Genomic DNA, 20,339 nt, shown 5'->3' with positions numbered 1-20,339 from the left:
AGAACACATGGATGAGGAACGGCAATGCGACTGTTGAGAATGGGCGACCCCGGCGCCGAGATTCCCGCGGTGCTCGACGACGCCGGCCAGGTGCGCGATCTGCGCCCGGTGACGGGTGAGATCGACGGCGACTTCCTGGCCGGCGGCGGGGTGGCGCGGGTGCGCGACGCCCTGACCGGTCTGCCGGAGCTGGACGTCACGGGCCTGCGGATCGGCGCGCCCGTGGCCCGTCCCGGCGCCCTGGTGTGCATCGGGCTCAACTACTCCGACCACGCGGCAGAGACGTCGGCCGAACCGCCCGCGGAGCCGGTGGTGTTCATGAAGAAGTCGAACACCGTCGTCGGGCCGAACGACACCGTGCTGGTGCCGAGGGCGAGCGTGAAGACCGACTACGAGGTGGAGCTGGCCGTCGTGCTGGGCGCCACCGCCCGGTATCTGGAGAGCCCTCAGGACGCGGCGGCGGTGATCGCGGGCTACGCGATCTCCAACGACGTCAGCGAACGCGAGTTCCAGACCGAGCGCGGTGGCCAGTGGACCAAGGGCAAGTCCTGCGAGACGTTCAACCCGCTGGGACCGTGGCTGGTCACCGCCGACGAGGTGGGCGACCCGCAGGCGCTCGGCCTGAAGCTGAGCGTCAACGGTGAGCTCCGGCAGAACGGCAACACCGCGAACATGCTGTTCGGCGTGCACCACATCATCTGGTACCTCAGCCAGTTCATGGTGCTGGAACCCGGTGACGTGGTGAACACGGGTACGCCCGCGGGGGTGGCGTTCGGCGTCAACGACTTCGAGTACCTGCGTGCCGGCGACACGGTCGAGCTCAGCATCGATCGTCTTGGCGCGCAACGGCAGCGGATCGGGCAGGCGTGACCGCCATGCGCCGGATCGACGCCCATCACCACCTGTGGGACCTCTCCGCCCGGCCGCAGGACTGGCTCGACGGGCCGGAGCTCAAGACGATCCGCCGCGACTTCGGCCCGGCGGACCTGCGCGAGGCGACCGGACCGGCGGGCATCGACGCCACCGTGCTCGTCCAGGTGCTGAACGACATCGACGAGACCGCTGAATTCCTCGCCGTGGCGGGGGAATCCGACCTGATCAAGGGTGTCGTCGGGTGGGTCGACCTCACCGCGCCCGACGTCGCCGAGCAGCTGGACCGGCTGCGTTCCGGACCGGGTGGCGAGCGGCTGGTGGGCATCCGGCACCTGGTCGAGCCCGAGCCCGACCCGGACTGGCTGATGCGTCCCGCCGTGCTCGCCGGGTTGCGGGCGGTGCGCGACGCCGGGCTCGGCTACGACGTGCTGACCCGGCCGCACCAGCTGCCGGCGGCGCTGGTGGCGGCGCGGGCGGTGCCGGACCTGGTGTTCGTGCTGGACCACCTGTCCAAACCGGACATCGCCGGTGGCGTGCTGCAGCCGTGGGCGACGCACCTGACCGCACTGGCCGCCGAACCGAACGTGGTCGCCAAGGTGTCCGGTCTCGTCACCGAGGCCGGTCCGAAGTGGACGGTCGACGACCTGCGGCCGTACGTGGACATCGCTCTGGAGGTGTTCGGCCCGGACCGGCTGATGGCCGGCACCGACTGGCCCGTCTGCCTGCTCGCGGCGTCCTACGGCGAGGTCGTCGACAGCGCCGCGCAGCTGGTCGCCGGGCTTTCCGAGGCGGAGCGCGACCAGGTTCTGGGGGGCACGGCCGAGCGCGTCTACCGGTTGGGGACGAGCTGATGCACACCGTGCGACTGGCGTACGGCGAGACGGGACTGGACCTGAGGGTCGACCCGGCGAGGACCACCGTCGTGGTGCCGAAGCACCACCAGGTGACCGAGCCGCCCCGCGAGATCCTCCGGCGGGCACTGCGGTCCCCGGTCGCCGGGCCGCCGCTGCGGGACCGGGTTCGCCGTGGTCAGACCGTGGCGATCTCGGCCTGCGACGGCACGCGCCCGCAGCCCCGGCACCTGATGATCCCGGCGATCCTGGAGGAGCTCGACGGGCTGGTCGACCCCTCCGACGTCGTGGTGCTGGTCGCGACCGGCACGCACCGCGGCAACACCGAGGCCGAGCTGCGCGCGATGTTCGGTGACGAAGTCGTCGACTCGGTGCGGATCGTCAACCACGACGCCCGCGACGAGGCGAGTCTGACGTGGCTGGGGCGCATGGGCGCGGACGTGCCGGTGTGGCTCAACAGCGAATGGGTCGCCGCGGACGTGCGGATCACCACCGGTTTCGTCGAACCGCACTTCTTCGCCGGGTTCTCCGGCGGCCCGAAGCTCGTCGCTCCCGGTCTCGCCGCGCTGGAAACCGTGCTGGTGCTGCACGACGCCCGGCGGATCGGGCACCCGCGGGCGACGTGGGGCGTCATCGAGGGCAACCCGGTGCACGACGACGTGCGCGCCATCGCCGCCGCCACCGGGGTGACGTTCGGGTTCGACGTGGTGCTGAACCAGGACAAGGACGTCGTGGCCGCGTTCGGCGGCGATCTGCTCGCGATGCACGCCGCGGCCGTGCGCACGGCCCGCGAGGTCGCGATGCAGCCGGTGCCGCACCTGTTCGACGTGGTGGTGACGACGAACTCCGGCTACCCGCTCGACCAGAACCTCTACCAGTCGGTGAAGGGCATGTCGGCGGCGTTCGAGGTGGTCAAGCCGGGCGGCACGATCGTGTGCGCGGCCGAGTGCCGCGACGGGTTCCCCGACCACGGCTCGTACCGCTCGGTGCTGGCGTCTGCGGACTCGCCCGCCGCGTTGTTCGCGGACATCTCGGCGCGCACGGTCACCGTGCCGGACCAGTGGCAGGTGCAGATCCAGGCCCGCATCCAGGCCGCCTGCCGGGTCGTCATGCACACGTCGTACCTCAGCGACGACGAGCTGGCCACCGCGCACCTCTCGCAGACCGCCGACGTCTCCGAGGCGGTGCGGGAGGCGCTCGCCGCGGCCGGACCGGACGCCCGCCTGTGCGTGCTGCCAGAAGGCCCGCAGACGATCCCGTACCTGGACCGCCCATGAACGTGTTGGTGTGCCTGGACAAGTTCCGCGGCTGCCTCACCGCGGCGCAGGCCTGCGCGGCCGTCGCCGCGGGAGTCTCCGCCGCGGGTGGCCGCGCGGTGGAGATGCCGGTGGCCGACGGCGGCGAGGGCACCCTCGCGGCCTTGGCCGCTGCCGGTTATCGTGAGGTGTTCGCCGACGTCACCGGCCCCACCGGACGCCCGGTGCGCGCCGCGTTCGCCGTGCGCGGAAACCGTGCGGTGATCGAGATGGCCCAGGCGAGCGGCCTGGACGTGCTGCCGGCCGGCTTCGCCCCGCTCGTCGCCGACAGCCACGGCACCGGCGAGCTGATCCGCGCCGCCCTCGACCACGGCTGCCTGGACATCGTGCTCGCGGTGGGCGGCAGCGCGACCACCGACGGGGGAGCGGGCCTGCTGCGCGCCCTCGGCGCCCGCATCACCGACGCCCGCGGCGTACCGGTCGGCCCCGGCGGCGCGGCCCTGACCAACGCCGTGGACGTGGACCTGTCGTTGCTGGACTTCCGCTTACGCCTGGCGCGGGTGACGCTGGTGTCCGATGTGGACAACCCGCTGACCGGTCCTTTCGGTGCCGCCGCGGTGTTCGGCCCGCAGAAGGGCGCCTGTCCGCGTGACGTGGAGGTGCTGGAGCGCGGCCTGTGCCAGTTCGCCACGGCCATGGCCCGCGCGACGGGCCGCGACCTGAGCTCGTCGCCCGGTGCGGGAGCCGCGGGCGGCACCGGTTTCGCCGCGCTCGCCGCCCTCGGCGCCCGCCGCGTCTCCGGCGCGGAGTTCGTGCTCGGCGAGCTCGGCGTCGAGGAGGCCCTGCGCTCCGCGTCGCTCGTGGTGGTGGGGGAGGGCCGGTTCGACTCGCAGAGCCTGCGCGGCAAGGCACCCTGCGGAGTGGCCGCGGCCGCCCGGCGGCACGGCGTGCCGGTGGCGGTGGTCGCCGGAGATGTCCGGCTCTCCGCGGACGAACTGCGCGAGATCGGCGTGGTGGCCACGTGGTCGTTGCTGTCCCGCGCCGGGAGTCTGGAGGCCGCTTTGGGCCGCGCGCCCGAGCTGCTGGAGCGGATCGGGCGGGAACTGCCGTCCGTCGTGGCACGGGGAGGGGCGGCGTGAGCGGGCCGGAGGCGGTCGACCTCGGTTTCGCCAGGGTCGACGTCGGGCGGGAGGCGCGGCAGGGGTTGCCCGAGGTCGTGTACGGCACCGGGAAGACGGGCGCCGAGATCGCGTCGATCGTTCGGACGTTGTTGCGGCACAACGACGGTCCGGTGCTGGCGACCCGCGTCGACGCGGACACCGCTGCCGCCGTTCTGGCTGAGGTTCCGGACGGTACGTACGACCCCTCCGCACGTCTGCTCGTCTGGCGTCCCGCCGCACCGGCCGGCTTCACCGTGGTCGTCGCCGCCGCAGGCACGGCAGACCAGCCCGTGGCCCGCGAAGCCGCCGCCATCGCCACCGCCGTGGGCCTCACCGTCACCACCGTCACCGACGTGGGTGTGGCGGGCCTGCACCGCCTCCTCGCCGAGCAGGACCGCCTGCGCGCCGCCGACACCGTCATCGTGGTGGCCGGCATGGAAGGCGCGCTGGCCAGCGCCATCGGTGGCCTCGTGGCCTGCCCGGTGGTCGCCGTTCCCACCTCCACTGGGTACGGCGCCGGTCTGGAGGGCATCACCGCGTTGCTCGCCATGCACGCGTCGTGCGCGGCCGGGATTACCGTGGTGAACATCGACTCAGGGTTCGGTGCGGCGATGGCCGCTTTCCGTCTGTCCCGCGTCGCCGTCCGGAGCAAGCCATGAGGCGCGGTCGGACCGTCTGCGCGCCCACTCGCCGTGGTCGCGTTGTCCCGTTGTCTGCCCGTCGGAGCGCACCATGAGCCGTGTCTGCGTCATCTCCCCGTTCACCGGCCTGGCCGGCGACATGCTGCTGGCCGCCCTCGTCGACGCGGGCGCTCCGCTGGACGCGATCCGCGCCGCCGTCGCCGACACCGGCCTGACCGGCTGGGACCTCACCGTCACCCGCACCGTGAACCACGGCCTCACCGCCTGCCGCGCCGAGGTCGAGGTCTCCGACCACGCCACCAGCCGCAAGGCGGCCGAGCTGATCGCCATGGCCGGCCGGGTTCGCGATCGAGCGGTGGCGGACGTGGCGGTCACGGCGTTGCGCGCCATCGCCGAGGTCGAGGGCCGCCTGCACGGTGAGGATCCCGACGAGGTGCACCTGCACGAGCTCGGCGGCCACGACACCCTCGTGGACATCGTCGGGGTCGCCGCCGCCATCAAGGCGCTGGACATCCGCACTGTCCACTGTGAACCGCTGCCGCTCGGCACCGGCACGGTCCGCACCGCACACGGGGTGCTGCCGTGTCCGGCCCCGGCTACCGCCGCCCTGCTGGACGGCGCCACGGTGACCGGGTCCGAGCTGCGTGGCGAGACGGTCACTCCGACGGCGGCCGCTCTGTTGCGGGCCATCGACGCGAGCTTCCGCCCGGCACCTCCGATGCGGTTGTCCTCCACCGGTTACGGCGCGGGCACCAGGGTGCTGGCCGACCGTCCCAACGTCGCGGTCGTCCGGCTCGGCGACACCGATGACGCGGACGTGCGGGACCTGGTCGTGCTGGAGACCAACCTCGACGACGTCACCGGCGAGGTGCTCGGCTACGTGGTCGCGCACCTGCTCGACCGCGGTGCGCTCGACAGCTGGATCACGCCCGCGGTGATGAAGAAGGGGCGTCCGGCGCACGTTCTGCACGCACTGGCGGCTCCGGAGAACGCCGACGACGTCGAACGGCTGATGCTCGCCGAGACCGGAAGCCTGGGCGTGCGGCGGAGCACGGTGCGCCGCACCGCCGTCGCGCGCAGCACGGACATCGTGCACGTCGAAGGCATGCCGATCCGCCGCAAGCACGGGCCGCACCACGGCAAACCCGAGTACGACGACGCGGTGGCGGTCGCGCGGCAGACCGGGTTGCCGTTGCGGACCGTGCTGCGGATGGCGGCGGAATCGCAGGAGGAGAGCTGATGCACACCCGCCTCGTGGCGCGCCTCGCCGAGATCGGGCCGCTGGCCGTGGCGTTCTCCGGCGGCACGGACTCCGCGCTCGTCCTGGCCGCCGCCGTGCGCGCCGCGGGACCGGACGCGGTCCTCGCCGTCACGGCGGACTCGGCCAGCGTGGCCGCCGCCGAACTGGCGCACGCCGCGTCGTTCGCCCACGCCCTGGGTGTCCGGCACGTCACGCCCGCGACCACCGAGCTGGACAACCCCAGCTACGCCGCGAACGGCCGCGACCGTTGCTACTTCTGCAAGTCCACGGTCCTGGACGCCATCACCGCCGTCGCACGCGAGCACGGTCTGACGGCGGTGGCGACCGGGACGAACGCCGACGACGCGCGGGACCCGTTCCGGCCCGGCATCCGCGCCGGCGACGAGATCGGCGTGCACACGCCGTTGCGCGATCTCGGCATGACCAAGGCCGACGTGCGCGCGGTGAGCCGGGACTGGCAACTGTCCACATGGGACAAACCAGCGCTGCCGTGCCTGGCGAGCCGGGTCCGGTACGGGCTGACGATCACGCCCGCGCGGCTGGCCAGGGTGGAGCGCGCCGAGGTGGCGGTGCGGGCGTGGCTCGCGGACGCCGGCACGCCGAGCAGGGATCTGCGGGTGCGCGACCTCGGCGACGTCGGACGGGTGGAGCTCGACCCGCACCTCGCCGGCCTGCCGGAGCTTCGCGCGGGCCTGGTGGAGGTGGTCCGCGCGGCCGGGTTCACCGGCGTGGAGCTCAAGGAGTTCCGGTCAGGGGCGTTGAACCACGAGTGACGCTCAGGCCGTCCAGATCCGGTCCGCGTAGGCGAGGAAGTTGCCTCCCATGATCTTGGCGATGCGGTCCTCCCGGTAGCCCCGCTCCTCCAGCAGCCGCGCCAGCTGCCGGAACTGGTCGACTCCGCGCAGGTCCTCGACGAACGGCCAGGCACCCGACTCGCCGGCGGCCGCGGCTCCGGCCGAGACGCGCTCGGCCTGTTGCCGGGCCAGGTGCGCGCGGTACGCGTCGAGGTCGTCGACCGTCGTGATGGGACCGTCGGTGCCGATCCCGACCGCGTCCTCGCCGCAGACGTTCACCGCGTGGACGACGTGTTCGGCGACGTCGGCCGCGGCGGCGTTGCCGGAGAGGACCAGGAACGGCATGAAGTAGATGCCGACGAAGCCGCCGCGGTCGGCGACCAGGCGGAGTTCCTCGTCGGTCTTGTTGCGCGGGTGGTCGGTGACCGCGCGGCAGCCGGTGTGGTTGATGGAGACCGGTTGCGCGGACACGCGCGCGGCCTCCAGGCAGGTGCGTTCGCCGCTGTGGGACAGGTCGACCATGATCCGGTGGTCGTTGAGCGCGGCGACGGTCTCGCGGCCGAGGTCGGTCAGCGCGCGGTTCTCCGGCGCCATCGAGCCGTCACCGAGGTGGTTGGCCTGGTTGTAGGTCAGCTGGATGATGCGGACGCCGCGCTCGGCGAAGAACCGGACCCGCTCGGCGGGCTCGGTGCCGACCATGACGGCGTTCTGGAAGCCGTAGATCACACCGATGCGGTCTTCCGCGTGCGCCTGCCTGATGTCGTCGGCGCGCAGGACCTGAAGCAGGTGATCGGGGTGCGCGGCCAGGATCTCGTCCCAGACGTCCAGGTCGTGGACCGTGTGCTCGTACGGGTCCTCGTCACCCCAGGTGTAGCCGATGGTGATGTTCACGGCGGTGAGCCCGGAGGCCTTGGCCTCGCGCAGGACCCGGTCGTCGACGGTGAGGTCCTCGACGTTCGGGTCGTCCAGCTCTCCCAGGGCGTTGACGATCGGGAAGGAGGTCACGCCGACGGAGCATAGGACGTGGATGGTTCCGCGGCGGCGAACCGGAAACCACCCACGACCCGCGTCTCAGCAGGACGCCCGCACCTGCTCCGTCGACATGTCCCACGGCTGACCGCGGGTCTGGCCCTCGACCTGGCCGTTCACGTACCAGTAGTAGTGCCCTTTGTACCGGCTCCCGAAGTGCAGCTCGTAGGTGCCGGTGACCCGCGAACGCACCTTCGACGCGTAGATGAGCACCCGCGCCCTCGGCCCGATGTCCTGGCGGAGTTCGTCGGCCGTGGTGTCGTTCCACGTCCACTCGCGGCGGTACGAGGTCTGGATCGACCACTCGAACGACTTGCCGATCGACGACCCCGCCGAGAAGTCGACGCCGAACGAGTGCGAGGTGCCCCGGCTCGCCTCGTACCTGATCACCCTGGTCTGGTTGAAGTTCGTGCAGTTCGTCGAGCTGCCCGCGAGCTGGCGAGGCCCGTTGAAGGTCGAGATGCCGCTGGGCCGGAAGTCGCAACTGTCGGTGCGACCCTGGTTGCACAGGTCCAGCAGCTCTCGGGTCGTCGGCTGGCCCTCGTGGTTGGCCGAGGCCGTTCCCGGCGCGGCGATGGCGATGGTCGTACCCGTCAAGGCGGCGATCGCGACCGCGACCACCCGATGTCCGAACGTGTTCATCTCGTCCCTTTGCTTCAGCTGAGTCCGACCGTGACGGCCCTGTCGTTGGCCCACGTACCGACGTCCGGTTCGTTACCCTTGTAAGGACCGTCGCGCTGGCCGTCCGCGAAGTAGAGCCACACCCAGCAGCTCGACCACGCCTGGACCGAGCTGACCTTGTTCCGCATGTCGGTGCCGAGGTCGACCCAGTAGTCGACCTGGTCGTTCTTGGGGCACGGCCTGGGCACCCAGATCGTCAGCGAGTCGCCGGTGTAGTCCAGGCCCGTGAACAGCTTCCCGCCGATCACGTCGCTCGGATTGCGCACCGAACCGCTGCCGCTGCAGCTGTACCGGTTCGTGCTGATGGAGAAGTCGCAGTGCTTCGCAGCCTGGGCCGGCGCCGCGGTGAGCAGTGCCGTCACCGCCGCCGTGACGGTGCCGAGCACGGCTGTTTTACCGGCTCTCGTCAGAAATCCCACAAAACCCTCCCTCGAAAACGCGAGATAGCGCGAAATGGATGGGGCGGAACGATGAAAATCTTGCGGCGTCCGTCCGGTAATCGTCCATCCACGATGTTCGGAAAAGGTGATCTCGGGTCCGGTGTCCGAATCAGCGATTCGCGCATCGCCTGCCGTTCGGTCGCATTTTTCGGCACCGTCGGATTCCTTTCCTCTTCTTTCGGAAAGCCAACCGCGTCTTTTGTTCGATGTAGTGGACGGGTGGAAGCGGTGGTCATCTCGGCGCGGGAATGCGCTCGTCAGGTGTTGGCGGTGTGCCTGGCCGCGCTGCCGCGGGCGGAGCACGGCGAGGCGGAGGTCATGGCGGGCGTGCGGGAGATCGGCGCGCTGTGGGCGCGGTCCGGCGGCCTGGTGGACGACCTGCTGAGCGCGCTCAACGCGATGGCGGCGGAGCTCGACGGCAACGGCGCGCCGCGGTACGAGGGCTGCCGGCGGCTCGCGGTCGAGCTGGTGCGCGGCTTCCGCCCGGCCGCCTCGGAACCACCGGAACCACCGGAGCCGGTGGCGGCGCCTGCGGGCACGGCCGCGGTGTTCGTGGTCGACGGGGGATCGGCCGACGTGGTGGCGGCCGCGTTCCAGCGGGGTGCGCGGACGGATGTGACGTGCTTGGTGGAGGGCGACCGGGCAGAGGTGTTGCTGCCGTTGCGCAGCGAGCAGACGGCCGTGCGCGAGTGCGAGGTCGTCCTCGCGAAGCTGCCCGGCCGGTCGGTCAGGGCGGCGGTCGCCTCGGGACCGGACGGCCTCGCCGCCGCGACACGGTTGCTGGGCATCGCGACCGCGCTGGACCTGCCGCGCGGCGTCTACGGCCGTGCCGACGTGCTGATCGAGGACGCGGTGGCCCGCTCGCCGGAGAGCTCCGCGGCGCTGCGCCGGCTGATCGCGCCGGTGATGGAGAGCCACTCGCTGCGCACGACGCTGGCGGCGCTGATCGCCGAGGGCGGCAACCGGACCGGCGCGGCGGAACGGCTGATCATCCACCGCAGCACCATCGACTACCGGCTCACGCGCATCGAGCAGCTGACCGGGCAGTCCCCGCTGACCGTGCGGGGACTGCAGGTGCTCACCACGGCGTACGCGTTGTGCGCCTGAGCCGGCGGTGCACCACGCCGTGCAGCGTGAGCGCGGTGGCGAGCGTCTGCAGTCCGCGCGCGGTCATCGGCAGGCAGCCGGTCAGCTGGCCGACGCGGTTGAGCCGGTAGTCCAGCGTGCTGCGGTGGATGTTCAGCGCGCTCGCCGCCTTGCTGCGGTTGCCGGCCGTGGCGACGAGAGCCTCGACCGTCGTGCGCAGCGGTTCCTGGCGCACCACCGGTGCGATGAGCGCGAGCAGGGCCACCAACGCCTCGGAGTCGCGCATCAGCGCGTACTCCACCACCACGTCCTCGACGTCGTAGACACCCGGTGGTTCGGCCAGATTCGTGACGAGGTCGAGCACGACGCTCGCCTGCACCCCGGCGTCCTCGATCTCGGTGTTCGGCCGCCACGTGACCGCGAACCACGTCGGGCCCGCCAGCTCCTCGCGCAGCTCCTCGCACAGCTGGACGGCGTCCTTCTCGTCGTGCGCGGGCGCCAGCAGGAACCCGCCGCCGTCGGAGAGCAGGTGCACGGCGCCGAGCCGGCCGCGCGCCGTGAGCACGTCGTCGATCCGCGGGCCGAGGTCGCCGTCGCCGCGCAGGGCGATCACCGCGTAGTCCGGTTCGGACGGCACCTGGCCGGCCCACAACAGGTTCGCGGCCGTCACGTCCTCGCCGGTCGCCGCCTCCTCGAAACCGCTCACCAGCGCGCGCACGGCCGCCACCCCGGTGCGGCGCACCGCCTCGACGAGCTGCGGCACGTCACCGTCGGCATCACTGGTGATCATGGCGGCGACGGTCGACTCGGTGTGGTGCCGCACCGCGAAGACGAGCGGGGCGAGCGGTCGTTCCCGCCGCCCCCAGGCGATGCCGAGCTCGCGCAGCCGCGTCAGGTCCTGTTCGGACGGTCCGTCCGCGGCTCGGTGCAGCGCCCCGACGTCCGCGAGGACGACGCCCAGCTCGTGCCGGACCGTCACCGGCGCGCCCGCGCCTGCCGGACACCCGCGAACGTCAGCAGCGCCACGATGCCCAGGGCGATCGCGGCAAGACTCGCCCACGTCTGCCAGCTCATCCCGCCGGACGACCCCGGCTCGGCGAACGTGAACCTGAGCTGCCCGGTCAGCGGGGACGGCTCGCCGAGGCGGATCGTGTAGTCGACGACGTAGTCGCCGTGCGGCGGCTGCGGCGACAGGATGGCGGTCACGACGTTGTCGTCGATGCCCATCGCACCGGAGCCCCACGGCTTGCCGTCGGGCCCGGTGACGGTGACGACGTTGGCGCCGCCGCCGAGCACCGGCCGGTCGAAGGTGAGCCGGACCGTTTCGGGTGCCTTGGGCAGCCGCGCGCCGGCCGCCGGCGTCGAGGACACCAGCCGCCCGGCGGCCGAGGCGGGCGGGCAGGAGACGGCCAGGCCGAACAGCGCGACCAGGACGATCAGGCAGAGCTTCTTCACTTCGGACTCCTCCGGCGCGGCCGGATCAGCGCGATCACGCCGAACCCGACCATGATCAGCAGGGCGCTGCCGAGCGGTACCGCCACCAGCCAGGTCGGGCCGCTCGTCGGCTGGGCGTGCCCGTGCCCGTGGGCGGTGCCCGACGGCTCGGCGAGCGCGACGACCGGCGCCGGGTACTTCGGCTCGGCGTCCCCGGCCTGCTCCTCGGCCCAGTCCGTGAGCGTGCCGTCGGCGTAGAGCTGCTTGGTGGGCAACAGGATCCGGTCGACGTCCGACGGCAGCGGCGACGCGGTGAACGAGAACTCGTCGTAGTGCTCGTCGCCGGGCGGGATCGCGCGGTCCAGCGTGGTCCACGTGATCGAGGTGACGACACCTCCGGCCGCCCGCCCGATCTCGGCGGTCCAGCCGGGCACCGGTCTGGTGCGCACCCTGGTGATGTCGTACCCGGCAGGCACGGTCACCTCGATCCGGACCGTCGGCTGCGTGCCCTCGTTCGGCACCCTGAGCACGATCGCGCCGTCGCCGCCCTTCTCCGGCGGTGCGCCGTAGACGTGGGCGGTGACGTGCGCTTCGGCCGTGCCGGCGCCGAGCAGACAGACGGCGACCGCGAGCCCGACCGCCCGGCACAGCCGGTGAAATCCGTTGGCGGACATGGAGTTGCCGGCTCAGGTCACCTGTTGCGGATGGTCATGGAGTAGTAGTTGCGGGAGTCGGGTCCGTCCCACTGCCCGTCCCAGCCGTTGAACTGGGTGTTGCCCTCGCAGTTGCGGCCGGTGTAGCCGGTGAGCATGAGGTGGTGGCGCCAGTAGTTGAACGAGATGTTCGGCCATTCGCGGGTCTGGCCGGGCTCGATGCCGGTGAGGCAGCGCCCGTTGCGGTTCTCCCGCAGGCTGCGGATCTGGTTGGTGGCGTTGGTGATCCGCACGCACGACTCGCCCTGCGGGGCGCGGCAGTCGGCCGCCTGGGCCGGTGAGCCCGTCAGGGTGATCGTCGCCAGTGCCGTGGTCAGGGCAGCGGCCAGGCCGAGCATCTTCGTCCGCGTCGAACGTTCCATCGAGACGTCCTCACTCTCAGTTCCGGATCGGGATCTGTGCGTCATCGTTGCCGGGGTTCGAGTGCGGACGAAACAGAATGCGGTGCTTTTCGGAACGATTCGCGCCTGCTTCGGAAATGGGAACTTCCCAGCCTTGGGCTGTGACCGGATCGATGTCCGAGGGGCAGTGCATCCGGAAAGCGTTGGACAGCGCGGAATCCCGCTAGAACGGGAAGCGACCGCGCCGCCACCGCCAGTGGCGACCGGCCTGCAGGTGGTCGACGATCGCGCGCTGGAGCACCGTGCGGCGCGGTAACCGGTCGAGCGGCGTGGTGAGGGTGCGGAACACGAACCGCAGCACCTCGACGTCGGCGTCGATGCCTTCCGGCTCCTCGTAGGGCTCCAGCTCGAACCGCTGCTGGAACCGGATGATGTTGGAGTCCGCGGGCAGGTACTCCCGCAGTTGCGGATCGAGCAGCCACGAACCGCAGGAGAACGCCGCGTGGTGTTCGTCGGGGAAGTGGCGCGGGAAGAACGCGCGGGCCTCGTCGAGCGACGCCGTGACCGCGTCCGGCGTCAGCGGTCCCGAGTCGGGGATGTGCAACGAGATGGCGTCGTCGCCGCGCTGGTGCTGCAGCCGGCCGAGCTCGTGGACGCCGCCGCGGACGTGCAGGGTCAGCCAGCTCTGCATGACCGGCCAGCCCTCGCCGCGCATGCGGCGGTCGACCGCGAGGTTGCGGCCGAGGTCCGCGAGGGTCGTCCACGACACGGCGTCGGCGATGCCGTGCTCGCGGTGGTAGCTCCTGGCCACGCCGACCAGGGCCAGGTAGACGTACACGTAGAGATGCCGCCAGGCGGGACCCCGGTCGCGCGGCAGTTCCGGTCCGGGCGGCAGCCAGCCGTGACCGCCGAGATCGGCGCGGACCAGGGCGGTCGAGCGGTCCAGCAGCCACCGCAGCTCCGGTGTCCACAGTGGAGAGCCGGAGTCCGGCCAGCCGGCCATGATCTCGGCGGCGTCCTCCGGTGGCACCGAGAGCCGGTCGAGGAGTACGGGCGCGCCGGACTTCGCGGGCAGCGGCGCGGACGGCAGGTCACCGGCGAGACGGTGCACGCGGTCCACCTCGTCGACGGGAACGCCGAGCAGGGCGGCGGTGTGCTCCAGATCCACGAAGACGACCTTACCGGCGGTGGCGGCTTCGTGAGAGCGTTTCCACGGACTGCAGCGCGGTTCTGACCGCGGCCGCCTTGGGGTGGCCGAGGCGGTCGAGGATGACGAGCGCGTGCCGCAACGCGTTCTGCTCCGCGTGGACGTCGCCGGACGCGCGATGTACTGCGGCGATGTGCCGGAGGGTGCCGGCCTGGGTGTAGTGGTTGCCGAGCTCTTCCCGGATGCGCAACGCTTCGCCGTAATGCCGCAGTGCCGCTTCGAACTCACCGAGACCGCGGTGGGCGTCGCCCACGCACTCCTGCACGTGGGCCTGCCCGTCCGGATCCGTGCCGAGCTTCTCGAACAGGGCGAGGGCCTGGCGGCAGTGCCGCATCGCCTGGCGGTGATCGCCTTGCCGGAGGTGGCACCACCCGATGTTGTTCAGCGCCTTGGCTTCCCAGGTCGCGCGTCCGCAGGCGCGGGCGAGGGCCAGTGCCCGGGTGTTGTGGGTGATGGCGTCGCGGTGATGGCCGGTCACGACGTCGAGGAACGCCAACGCGTAGTGGGTGTGCGCTTGACCGGGTACGTCGTCGTTCGCCTGGAACGCGGCCAGTGCCAGGTCGAGGTGGTGGCGTGAGGCCTCGTACTGCCTGGCGCGGCTGAGCGCGCGGCCGAGCAGGCGGTGGGACATGGCCAGCGCGGCGGGGTTCGCCAGGCGCTCGGCGGCGGCGAGGGCGGCGCGCTGGGTGGTGATCAGATCACGCCAGTGCCCTTGCCGGTCGAGGTACGTGACCATGGTGTGGGCGATCCGCCACGCGTGTTCGTCCGGCGCCTGCTCGACGACGAGAGCCATGAGCACCGGGTGTTCGGCGGCGAACCAGGCCGTGGCGGCGCGCGAGTCACCGACAGGTGCCGGCTTGGCGCCGGGCAGCGGTGCGTCGGCGTGGACGGGGTCCCAAGGCGTGCCGAGATAGGAGTCGGCGGCGATGCAGGTGTGCAGGTAGTGGTCGAGCATGCGGTGCGTGGCGGCTTGCCGGTCCTGCGCCGTATCCACTTCCAGGGCCTGCTCTTCGGCGTAGAGGCGCAACAGGTCGTGAAACCCGTAGCGCTGGCGGGGACGCTGTTCGAGCAGATGGGCGCGGGTCAGTTCGGACAGCAGCCGGTCGGCCCGCGGCCGTCCCGCGATCGCCGCCGCCGCCGCTGCTCCGAAGTCGGGCCCGGGATGCACGCTCAGCAACCGGAACAGACTCGCCGCCGGCGCCGGCAACGCGTTGCAGGACCAGGAGAACACGGCGGTCACGTTCGCCTCCGGCTCGCCCGTGTCCAGCGTGCCGAGCCGATCCTCACCCAGCTCGACGGGAAGGTCCGGTGATCCGGCCAGCCGGGCGCCCGCGATCCGCAGCGCGAGGGGAAGCCGTCCGCAGTGCTCGACCAGCGTGCTGACCGAGCCGGCGGCGGTGGTCCTCCGGTCGTCGTCCAGCAGCGTGCCGAGCAGCAGGGCGGACTCGTCGTGGGTGAGACAGCCGAGTGAGATCGGACGTGCGCCGGTCTCCGCGACCAGGCCGGTCAACCGGTAGCGGCTGGTGATCAGCACGTGGCAGGCCGCGGTGCCGGGCAACAACGGCCGGATCTGGTCGGTGTCGCGCGCGTTGTCGAGCACGATCAGCATCCGTCGTCCGGCGAGCATGCTGCGGTACAGGCCCGCCTGGGCGTTGAGGTCGAGCGGCGGGGCGTCCTTCGGCAGGCCGAGGGCGTGCAGGAAGCCCCACAGCGCCTCACCGGGGTCCATCGCACCACTCGGTGCGAAACCGCGGAGATCGACGTACAGCTGACCGTCGGGGAACCGGCTCACGTTGTCGTGCGCCCACCGCAGGGCGAGCGCGGACTTGCCGACCCCCGGCATGCCCTCGATCGCCGCGACCGTCACCGCGCCGGGACGGGTTGCGGCCTCGTCCACGTGCCGGCTCAACGCCGCGAGCTGGGCCGTGCGCCCGACGAAGTGGTTCACCGCCGCGGGCAGCTGCCGGGGAGTGATCACCGACCACGGCGCGTGGAGGTGCACGTCACCGTGAATCGACCCCGCCTGGACGACCGGCCCGTTGACGACGCCGGCCGTGGTGTTGCAGACCTCCGGGTCGCCCACGGTTGGGGACCGTATCCCAGGCTCCGCCGCGGTGAACTCCTCCAAAGGTGTCAGCTCAGTCCTGACCGCGCGCGAGCGCCGGGCGCCTGTTCAGCTCCGCGAGCCCCGTCGCGTCGAGTGCCTGGTCGCGACGGCCGAGCTCGACGAGGCGGGCACCGGTGTTCGTGAGCGACGCGGACGAGCCGGCCGGGTCGGCCCGATGTGCGTGGTCGACGCGGACGAGCCGCTCGTAGATCGGCCACCGGCCGGTCGGGCCGACGAGCCGCAGTACCGGGCCGCGGTCCAGCTCACCTGAGCAGCTCGGCGAGCTGGGTGGAGTCGAAGTAGCTGCGGGTCAACCGGATCCGGCCGTCGCGGACCCGCAGGACGAGCAGGTTCGGCACGCGGAACGGCTCGCCGCTCACGTTCCCGACCAGTTCGTACTCGGCGACGATCACCTCAGGGTCGGTGGTCTCCCACACCACGACGTTCTCGAACGCCTGGTACTGGACGGGGGAGGGGCCGCTGCCCTGCGCGTTCATCAGCGCCCGGATGGCTTCGCGGCCGTCCAGCCGCTTCGGTGCTCCCGGTGGGGCGAAGGGCAGCTCGTGCACGCCGTCCTCGGCGTACAGGTCGACCGTTCGCGCGGCGTCTTCGAGGGTGAGTTCGTGCAGTTTCGTGAGGATCTCGCGAGGGGTTGCCGGAGCTGACACGCGTAATCTCCTTGATCAGGCGAGAGGCTGACCGGGGTGGAGGCCCCGTTTCTGAATATACGGGACCTCCACCCCGGTTGTGAAGTGGTGGGGAGAACGAGGAGCGTCATGGCGACCGACCCGGCAGCATCAGCGCAGGTCCGCCCCATGCGTGCCGACGCGCGCCGCAACCGGGACAAGCTGCTCGAAGCCGCGCGCGAGGCGTTCGCCACCGAGGGGCTCTCCGTGCCGGTCGACGAGATCGCGCGCAGGGCGGGGCTCGGCGCGGGCACCATGCACCGGCACTTCCCGACCAAGGAATCCCTGCTCGAAGCGATCGTGGTCAGCCACGTCGAGCTGCTGGTCGAGGAGGCACGTGCGCTGGAGGACGCGCCCGACGCGGGTGCGGCGTTCTTCGGGTTCTGCTTCGGCATGGTCGAACGCGGGATGGCGAACCGGGCGCTGGCCGAGGTGCTCGCCGGTGTCGGGTTCGACGCCAAGGCCAAGGTCGCGGCCGTTGCCGAAGAGCTCGACCGGACCCTCGAACGACTGGTCGCACGCGCTCAGGCGGCCGGTGCGGTCAGGTCCGACGTCGGCATGGCCGAGATCCAGGTGCTGCTCAACAGCGTGCACCTCGCCGCCGAACGGACGGGCGGCGACAAGGACACGGCGATGCGCGTCCTCACCGTCGTCTGCGACGGCCTTCGTCACGTGAGCGGGTGACCGTCACGGTCCCGTCGCCTCCACCGGCAGCAGCACCTGGAACCTCGTGTCGCCCGGCACCGACTCCACCCGGATGTCGCCGTGGTGCTTGTTGACCACGATCCGCCACGAGATCTCCAGCCCGAGCCCGGTGCCCTCCCCGACCGGCTTGGTGGTGAAGAACGGTTCGAAGATCCGGCTCTTCACCTCGGCGGGGATGCCGGGACCGGTGTCCCCGATCTCCACGACGAGGTGCCGGTCCTGCCGGAAGGTCCGCACGGTCAGCGTGCCGGAACCGCCCATCGCGCCCAGCGCGTTGTCGATCATGTTCGTCCACACCTGGTTCAGCTCGCCGGCGTAGGCGGGGATGTGGGGGAGCGAGCGGTCGTAGTCCTTGACCACCTGCACGCCGGTGAGCTTGCCGCCGAACATGACCAGGGTGGAGTCGAGCAGCTCGTGCACGTCGACCACCTGGAACGGCGCGCGGTCCATCTGCGAGTACTGCTTGGCCGCACCGACCAAAGTGGACACTCGGGTGGTGGCGTCCTCGATCTCGTTCATCAGCATCTCGGTCTCGACCGTGTACCTGAGCCAGTGCACGGCGGACCCGGTGACCGCCGCGGGGCACGGTTTGAGCGACGTCTCCAGCCACTCGACGTCGAGCCCGACGGCGACCAGGACGGGTGCGACGTCCCAGCCGCCGCTGATGCCGTGCTCGTCGAGCCAGTCGGCCACCTCGTCCTCGGCGTCGCTCGCCTGCAGCGGGCTGAGCTTCGGTGCCTTGGCGACGCGTTCGACCGCCTTCTCCTGAAGCTTCACCAGAGCCGGCAGCACGGTCGGGTCGATCGCGCCCTGGGCCAGCAGGGCGAGTTTGTGCCGCATTCCGGCGACCCGCTCGCGCAGCGCGGCGGTCGCCCGCACGGCGGCCGCCGCCGGGTTGTTGAGCTCGTGGGTGAGGCCCGCGGACAGGGCGCCGAGCGCGGTCAGCCGCTCGTGCTGGCCCACCGTGGCCTGGGTGTTGCGCATGCCCCAGAACAGGCCCTCCAGCAGGTGCATCGCCATCGGGAACCACGTGCGGACCATCGGCCCGAACTCACCGGCGTCGAACTGCAGCATGGAGGTGGCCGTGATCGACTCGACGGTCATCTGGTAGGTCGGCTGGTCGAGCTCCAGGTACGCCTGCGTGGCACCGAAGTACGAGCCGCGCAGGCTGCTGCGGCTCACCTCGACCCGTTGGCCGCCGATGTTGCGGCACAGGGCGACGGTTCCTTCGAGCAGCACGAAGAAACACGTCGCGGGCTCGCCTTCGGTGAGCACGGCCGTGCCGGCCTCGCGGACCTCGACGTGGCCGTGTTCCGCGAGCCAGTCGAGTTGGCCGGGGTCGAGCTTCTCGAACAGGAACAGTTCGCGCAGTTCCGCCGGGGTGGGCCGCTGCATCAGGACCTCGCCAGGTAGCGGTGGACCAGGGTGACCGCCATAGCGCCCTCACCGACCGCGGACGCGACGCGCTTCACCGAGTCCGCCCGCACGTCGCCCGCGACGAACACGCCGGGCACGTTCGTCTCCAGGTGGTACGGCGCCCGTTCGAGGTCCCAGCCAGGGGGTGAGCCGCCGAGGTCGGGACCGGCGAGGAGGAACCCGTGCTCGTCGCGCTCCAGCGTGCCGTCCAGCCAGTCGGTGCGCGGGGCGGCGCCGATGAACGCGAACACCCAGCTCGCCGGAACGGTCGTCGTCTCGCCGGTCTTGTTGTGCCGCAACGTCAGCGTCTCCAGGTGGTCCTCGCCGGTGCCGCCGCAGACCTCGGTGTGCGTGCGCACCTCGACGTTCGGGATCGCCGCGAGCTGGTCGATCAGGTACCGCGACATCGACTGCTCCAGCGAGTCACCCCTCACCAGGAGCACCACCTTGCGCGCGTGCCCGGAGAAGTAGACGGCCGCCTGCCCGGCGGAGTTCGCGCCACCGACCAGGTAGACGTCCTGGCCGGCGCAGTTCGGGCCCTCGGTGGTCGAGGCGCCGTAGTACACGCCCCGCCCGGTCAGCCCGGCGAGGCCGGGCGCGTCGAGCAGGCGGTACGACACGCCGGTCGCGAGGATGACCGTGTGCGCGGCCAGCTCGGTGCCGTCGCCGAACCGCACGACGCGCGCGGCTCCCCGGCGCTCCAGGGCGACGACGTCGCGAGTGGTGAGCAGCTCGACGCCGAACTTGACGGCCTGCCTGCGGGCCCGTTCGGTCAGCTGCCCGCCGGACACGCCGTCGGGGAAGCCCAGGTAGTTCTCGATGCGGCTGCTCGTGCCCGCCTGGCCGCCGGTCGCGATCCGTTCGACGAGCACGGTTCTCAGGCCCTCCGACCCTCCGTACACCGCGGCGCCGAGCCCGGCGGGCCCGCCGCCCACGACGATCAGGTCGTAGAACTCGGCCGACGGCTGCGTGCTCAGCCCCACCTCGGCGGCGAGCTCCGCGTCCGACGGGTCGACCAGCGCCCTGCCCTGAGCCGTGACCACGACCGGCAGGACGGTCCCGTCCTGGTGCGCCGCGGTGAGCAGGCAGCGTGCCTCCGGCTCGTCGAGCGCGTGCCAGCGGAACGGAACGCTGTTGCGCGCCAGGAAGTCGCGCACCTCGTAGGACCGCGGCGACCAGCGGTGCCCGACCACCCGCACCCGCTGCGGTGGCTGCCGGTCGCTCACCGCCCAGGCCCGCAGCTGCTCGTCGAGCACCGGGTAGAGGTTCTGCTCCGGCGGGTCCCACGGCTTGAGCAGGTAGTGGTCGAGGTCCACGACGTTGATCGCCTGGATCGCGGCGTCGGTGTCGGCGTACGCCGTGAGCAGCACGCGGCGCGCCTGGGGGAACACGTCCATGGCCTGTTCGAGGAACTCGATGCCGCTCATCTGCGGCATCCGGTAGTCGGCGAGCAGTGCCGCGACCTCCTCGCCGCGCAGCTTGATCTCGTGCAGGGCCTCGAGCGCCTGCGGCCCGGACTCCGCCCGCACGACGCGGTAGTGCTCGCCGTACTTGCGGCGCAGGTCGCGTGCCACCGCCCGCGACACGGCGGGGTCGTCGTCCACCGTGAGAATCGAAGGCCGCGCGACGCGGTCGGCAGTCGTCATGCGCTCAGTCAA

At 71.7% G+C, this 20,339-nt stretch carries 22 protein-coding genes; 10 read left to right on the top strand and 12 right to left on the bottom strand.

Going from position 1 to position 20,339, the window contains the following annotated elements:
• Positions 1-24 precede the first annotated feature (24 nt).
• The 7 genes from ACWEIJ_RS20880 (at position 25) to larE (ending at position 6,815) form a co-directional block, all read left to right on the top strand.
• Positions 25-870 carry a fumarylacetoacetate hydrolase family protein gene (locus ACWEIJ_RS20880; protein ID WP_449838839.1) on the top strand — a complete coding sequence of 282 codons (846 nt, stop codon included), beginning with the start codon at positions 25-27 and terminating at the stop codon, positions 868-870.
• 5 nt (positions 871-875) lie between these two features.
• On the top strand, positions 876-1,724 hold the full coding sequence (locus tag ACWEIJ_RS20875; protein ID WP_449838934.1) for an amidohydrolase family protein: 849 nt from the start codon (positions 876-878) through the stop codon (positions 1,722-1,724).
• On the top strand, positions 1,724-3,001 hold the full coding sequence (gene larA, locus ACWEIJ_RS20870; RefSeq protein ID WP_449838838.1) for a nickel-dependent lactate racemase: 1,278 nt from the start codon (positions 1,724-1,726) through the stop codon (positions 2,999-3,001). The genes ACWEIJ_RS20875 and larA overlap by 1 nt, the downstream gene beginning before the upstream one ends.
• Complete coding sequence (locus tag ACWEIJ_RS20865; RefSeq protein WP_449838837.1) at positions 2,998-4,119, top strand: glycerate kinase; 1,122 nt, start codon at positions 2,998-3,000, stop codon at positions 4,117-4,119. Before larA ends, ACWEIJ_RS20865 begins: the two co-directional genes overlap by 4 nt.
• A complete protein-coding gene (gene larB / locus ACWEIJ_RS20860; protein WP_449838836.1) occupies positions 4,116-4,799 on the top strand; it encodes a nickel pincer cofactor biosynthesis protein LarB in 684 nt (227 codons plus the stop codon). The genes ACWEIJ_RS20865 and larB overlap by 4 nt, the downstream gene beginning before the upstream one ends.
• A 73-nt stretch (positions 4,800-4,872) precedes the next feature.
• Positions 4,873-6,021, top strand: coding sequence for a nickel pincer cofactor biosynthesis protein LarC (gene larC, locus ACWEIJ_RS20855; RefSeq protein WP_449838835.1), 1,149 nt, complete (start codon positions 4,873-4,875; stop codon positions 6,019-6,021).
• Positions 6,021-6,815: an ATP-dependent sacrificial sulfur transferase LarE gene (larE, locus tag ACWEIJ_RS20850; RefSeq protein WP_449838834.1), complete on the top strand. Its 795-nt coding sequence runs from the start codon at positions 6,021-6,023 to the stop codon at positions 6,813-6,815. Before larC ends, larE begins: the two co-directional genes overlap by 1 nt.
• A gap of 3 nt (positions 6,816-6,818) precedes the next feature.
• Here larE and ACWEIJ_RS20845 read toward each other — a convergent pair whose 3' ends face one another.
• The 3 genes from ACWEIJ_RS20845 to ACWEIJ_RS20835 form a co-directional block, all read right to left on the bottom strand.
• Positions 6,819-7,841, bottom strand: coding sequence for a dipeptidase (locus tag ACWEIJ_RS20845; RefSeq protein WP_449838833.1), 1,023 nt, complete (start codon positions 7,839-7,841; stop codon positions 6,819-6,821).
• 66 nt (positions 7,842-7,907) lie between these two features.
• Positions 7,908-8,507, bottom strand: a complete 600-nt coding sequence (locus ACWEIJ_RS20840) for a hypothetical protein (RefSeq protein ID WP_449838832.1) — start codon at positions 8,505-8,507, stop codon at positions 7,908-7,910.
• A 14-nt stretch (positions 8,508-8,521) separates the two neighbouring features.
• The gene (locus ACWEIJ_RS20835; RefSeq protein WP_449838831.1) at positions 8,522-8,965 is read right to left on the bottom strand and encodes a hypothetical protein; all 444 of its coding nucleotides are present in this window, start codon (positions 8,963-8,965) and stop codon (positions 8,522-8,524) included.
• Positions 8,966-9,205: 240 nt separating this feature from the next.
• On the opposite strand from ACWEIJ_RS20835, the gene ACWEIJ_RS20830 reads away from it, so the two are divergent.
• Complete coding sequence (locus tag ACWEIJ_RS20830; protein WP_449838830.1) at positions 9,206-10,093, top strand: PucR family transcriptional regulator; 888 nt, start codon at positions 9,206-9,208, stop codon at positions 10,091-10,093.
• Here the strand turns inward: ACWEIJ_RS20830 and ACWEIJ_RS20825 are convergent.
• From ACWEIJ_RS20825 to ACWEIJ_RS20800, 6 genes are all read right to left on the bottom strand, one after another.
• Positions 10,065-11,051 carry a helix-turn-helix domain-containing protein gene (locus tag ACWEIJ_RS20825; RefSeq protein ID WP_449838829.1) on the bottom strand — a complete coding sequence of 329 codons (987 nt, stop codon included), beginning with the start codon at positions 11,049-11,051 and terminating at the stop codon, positions 10,065-10,067. The two genes, ACWEIJ_RS20830 and ACWEIJ_RS20825, sit on opposite strands and share 29 nt — an antisense overlap.
• Positions 11,048-11,527 carry a copper resistance CopC family protein gene (locus tag ACWEIJ_RS20820; RefSeq protein WP_449838828.1) on the bottom strand — a complete coding sequence of 160 codons (480 nt, stop codon included), beginning with the start codon at positions 11,525-11,527 and terminating at the stop codon, positions 11,048-11,050. Before ACWEIJ_RS20820 ends, ACWEIJ_RS20825 begins: the two co-directional genes overlap by 4 nt.
• Positions 11,524-12,180 carry a YcnI family copper-binding membrane protein gene (locus tag ACWEIJ_RS20815; protein WP_449838827.1) on the bottom strand — a complete coding sequence of 219 codons (657 nt, stop codon included), beginning with the start codon at positions 12,178-12,180 and terminating at the stop codon, positions 11,524-11,526. The genes ACWEIJ_RS20820 and ACWEIJ_RS20815 overlap by 4 nt, the downstream gene beginning before the upstream one ends.
• A gap of 17 nt (positions 12,181-12,197) precedes the next feature.
• Entirely contained in the window at positions 12,198-12,581 is a 384-nt protein-coding gene (locus ACWEIJ_RS20810; RefSeq protein WP_449838826.1) for a hypothetical protein, read from the bottom strand.
• Between the two features lie 202 nt (positions 12,582-12,783).
• On the bottom strand, positions 12,784-13,728 hold the full coding sequence (locus tag ACWEIJ_RS20805) for an acyltransferase domain-containing protein (protein ID WP_449838825.1): 945 nt from the start codon (positions 13,726-13,728) through the stop codon (positions 12,784-12,786).
• 10 nt (positions 13,729-13,738) lie between these two features.
• Positions 13,739-15,850: an ATP-binding protein gene (locus ACWEIJ_RS20800; protein ID WP_449838824.1), complete on the bottom strand. Its 2,112-nt coding sequence runs from the start codon at positions 15,848-15,850 to the stop codon at positions 13,739-13,741.
• 31 nt (positions 15,851-15,881) lie between these two features.
• Here ACWEIJ_RS20800 and ACWEIJ_RS20795 point away from each other — a divergent pair, with 31 nt between their 5' ends.
• The gene (locus ACWEIJ_RS20795; protein ID WP_449838823.1) at positions 15,882-16,145 is read left to right on the top strand and encodes a hypothetical protein; all 264 of its coding nucleotides are present in this window, start codon (positions 15,882-15,884) and stop codon (positions 16,143-16,145) included.
• Here the strand turns inward: ACWEIJ_RS20795 and ACWEIJ_RS20790 are convergent.
• Positions 16,138-16,542 (bottom strand): nuclear transport factor 2 family protein, encoded by a 405-nt coding sequence (locus tag ACWEIJ_RS20790; protein WP_449838822.1) that lies wholly within the window; start codon positions 16,540-16,542, stop codon positions 16,138-16,140. The genes ACWEIJ_RS20795 and ACWEIJ_RS20790 overlap by 8 nt on opposite strands.
• Before the next feature lie 108 nt (positions 16,543-16,650).
• Between ACWEIJ_RS20790 and ACWEIJ_RS20785 the strand changes: the two genes are divergently transcribed.
• Positions 16,651-17,244, top strand: coding sequence for a TetR/AcrR family transcriptional regulator (locus ACWEIJ_RS20785; protein WP_449838821.1), 594 nt, complete (start codon positions 16,651-16,653; stop codon positions 17,242-17,244).
• A gap of 3 nt (positions 17,245-17,247) precedes the next feature.
• On the opposite strand, the gene ACWEIJ_RS20780 is transcribed toward ACWEIJ_RS20785, so the two are convergent.
• Together ACWEIJ_RS20780 and ACWEIJ_RS20775 are read right to left on the bottom strand one after the other, a co-directional pair.
• Positions 17,248-18,660: an ATP-binding protein gene (locus tag ACWEIJ_RS20780; RefSeq protein ID WP_449838820.1), complete on the bottom strand. Its 1,413-nt coding sequence runs from the start codon at positions 18,658-18,660 to the stop codon at positions 17,248-17,250.
• Positions 18,660-20,327, bottom strand: a complete 1,668-nt coding sequence (locus tag ACWEIJ_RS20775) for an FAD-dependent oxidoreductase (protein WP_449838819.1) — start codon at positions 20,325-20,327, stop codon at positions 18,660-18,662. The genes ACWEIJ_RS20780 and ACWEIJ_RS20775 overlap by 1 nt, the downstream gene beginning before the upstream one ends.
• Positions 20,328-20,339 lie beyond the last annotated feature (12 nt).

This window comes from Lentzea sp. NPDC004789, from assembly GCF_053601075.1.
This window is presented reverse-complemented; position numbering and strand designations above follow the sequence as displayed.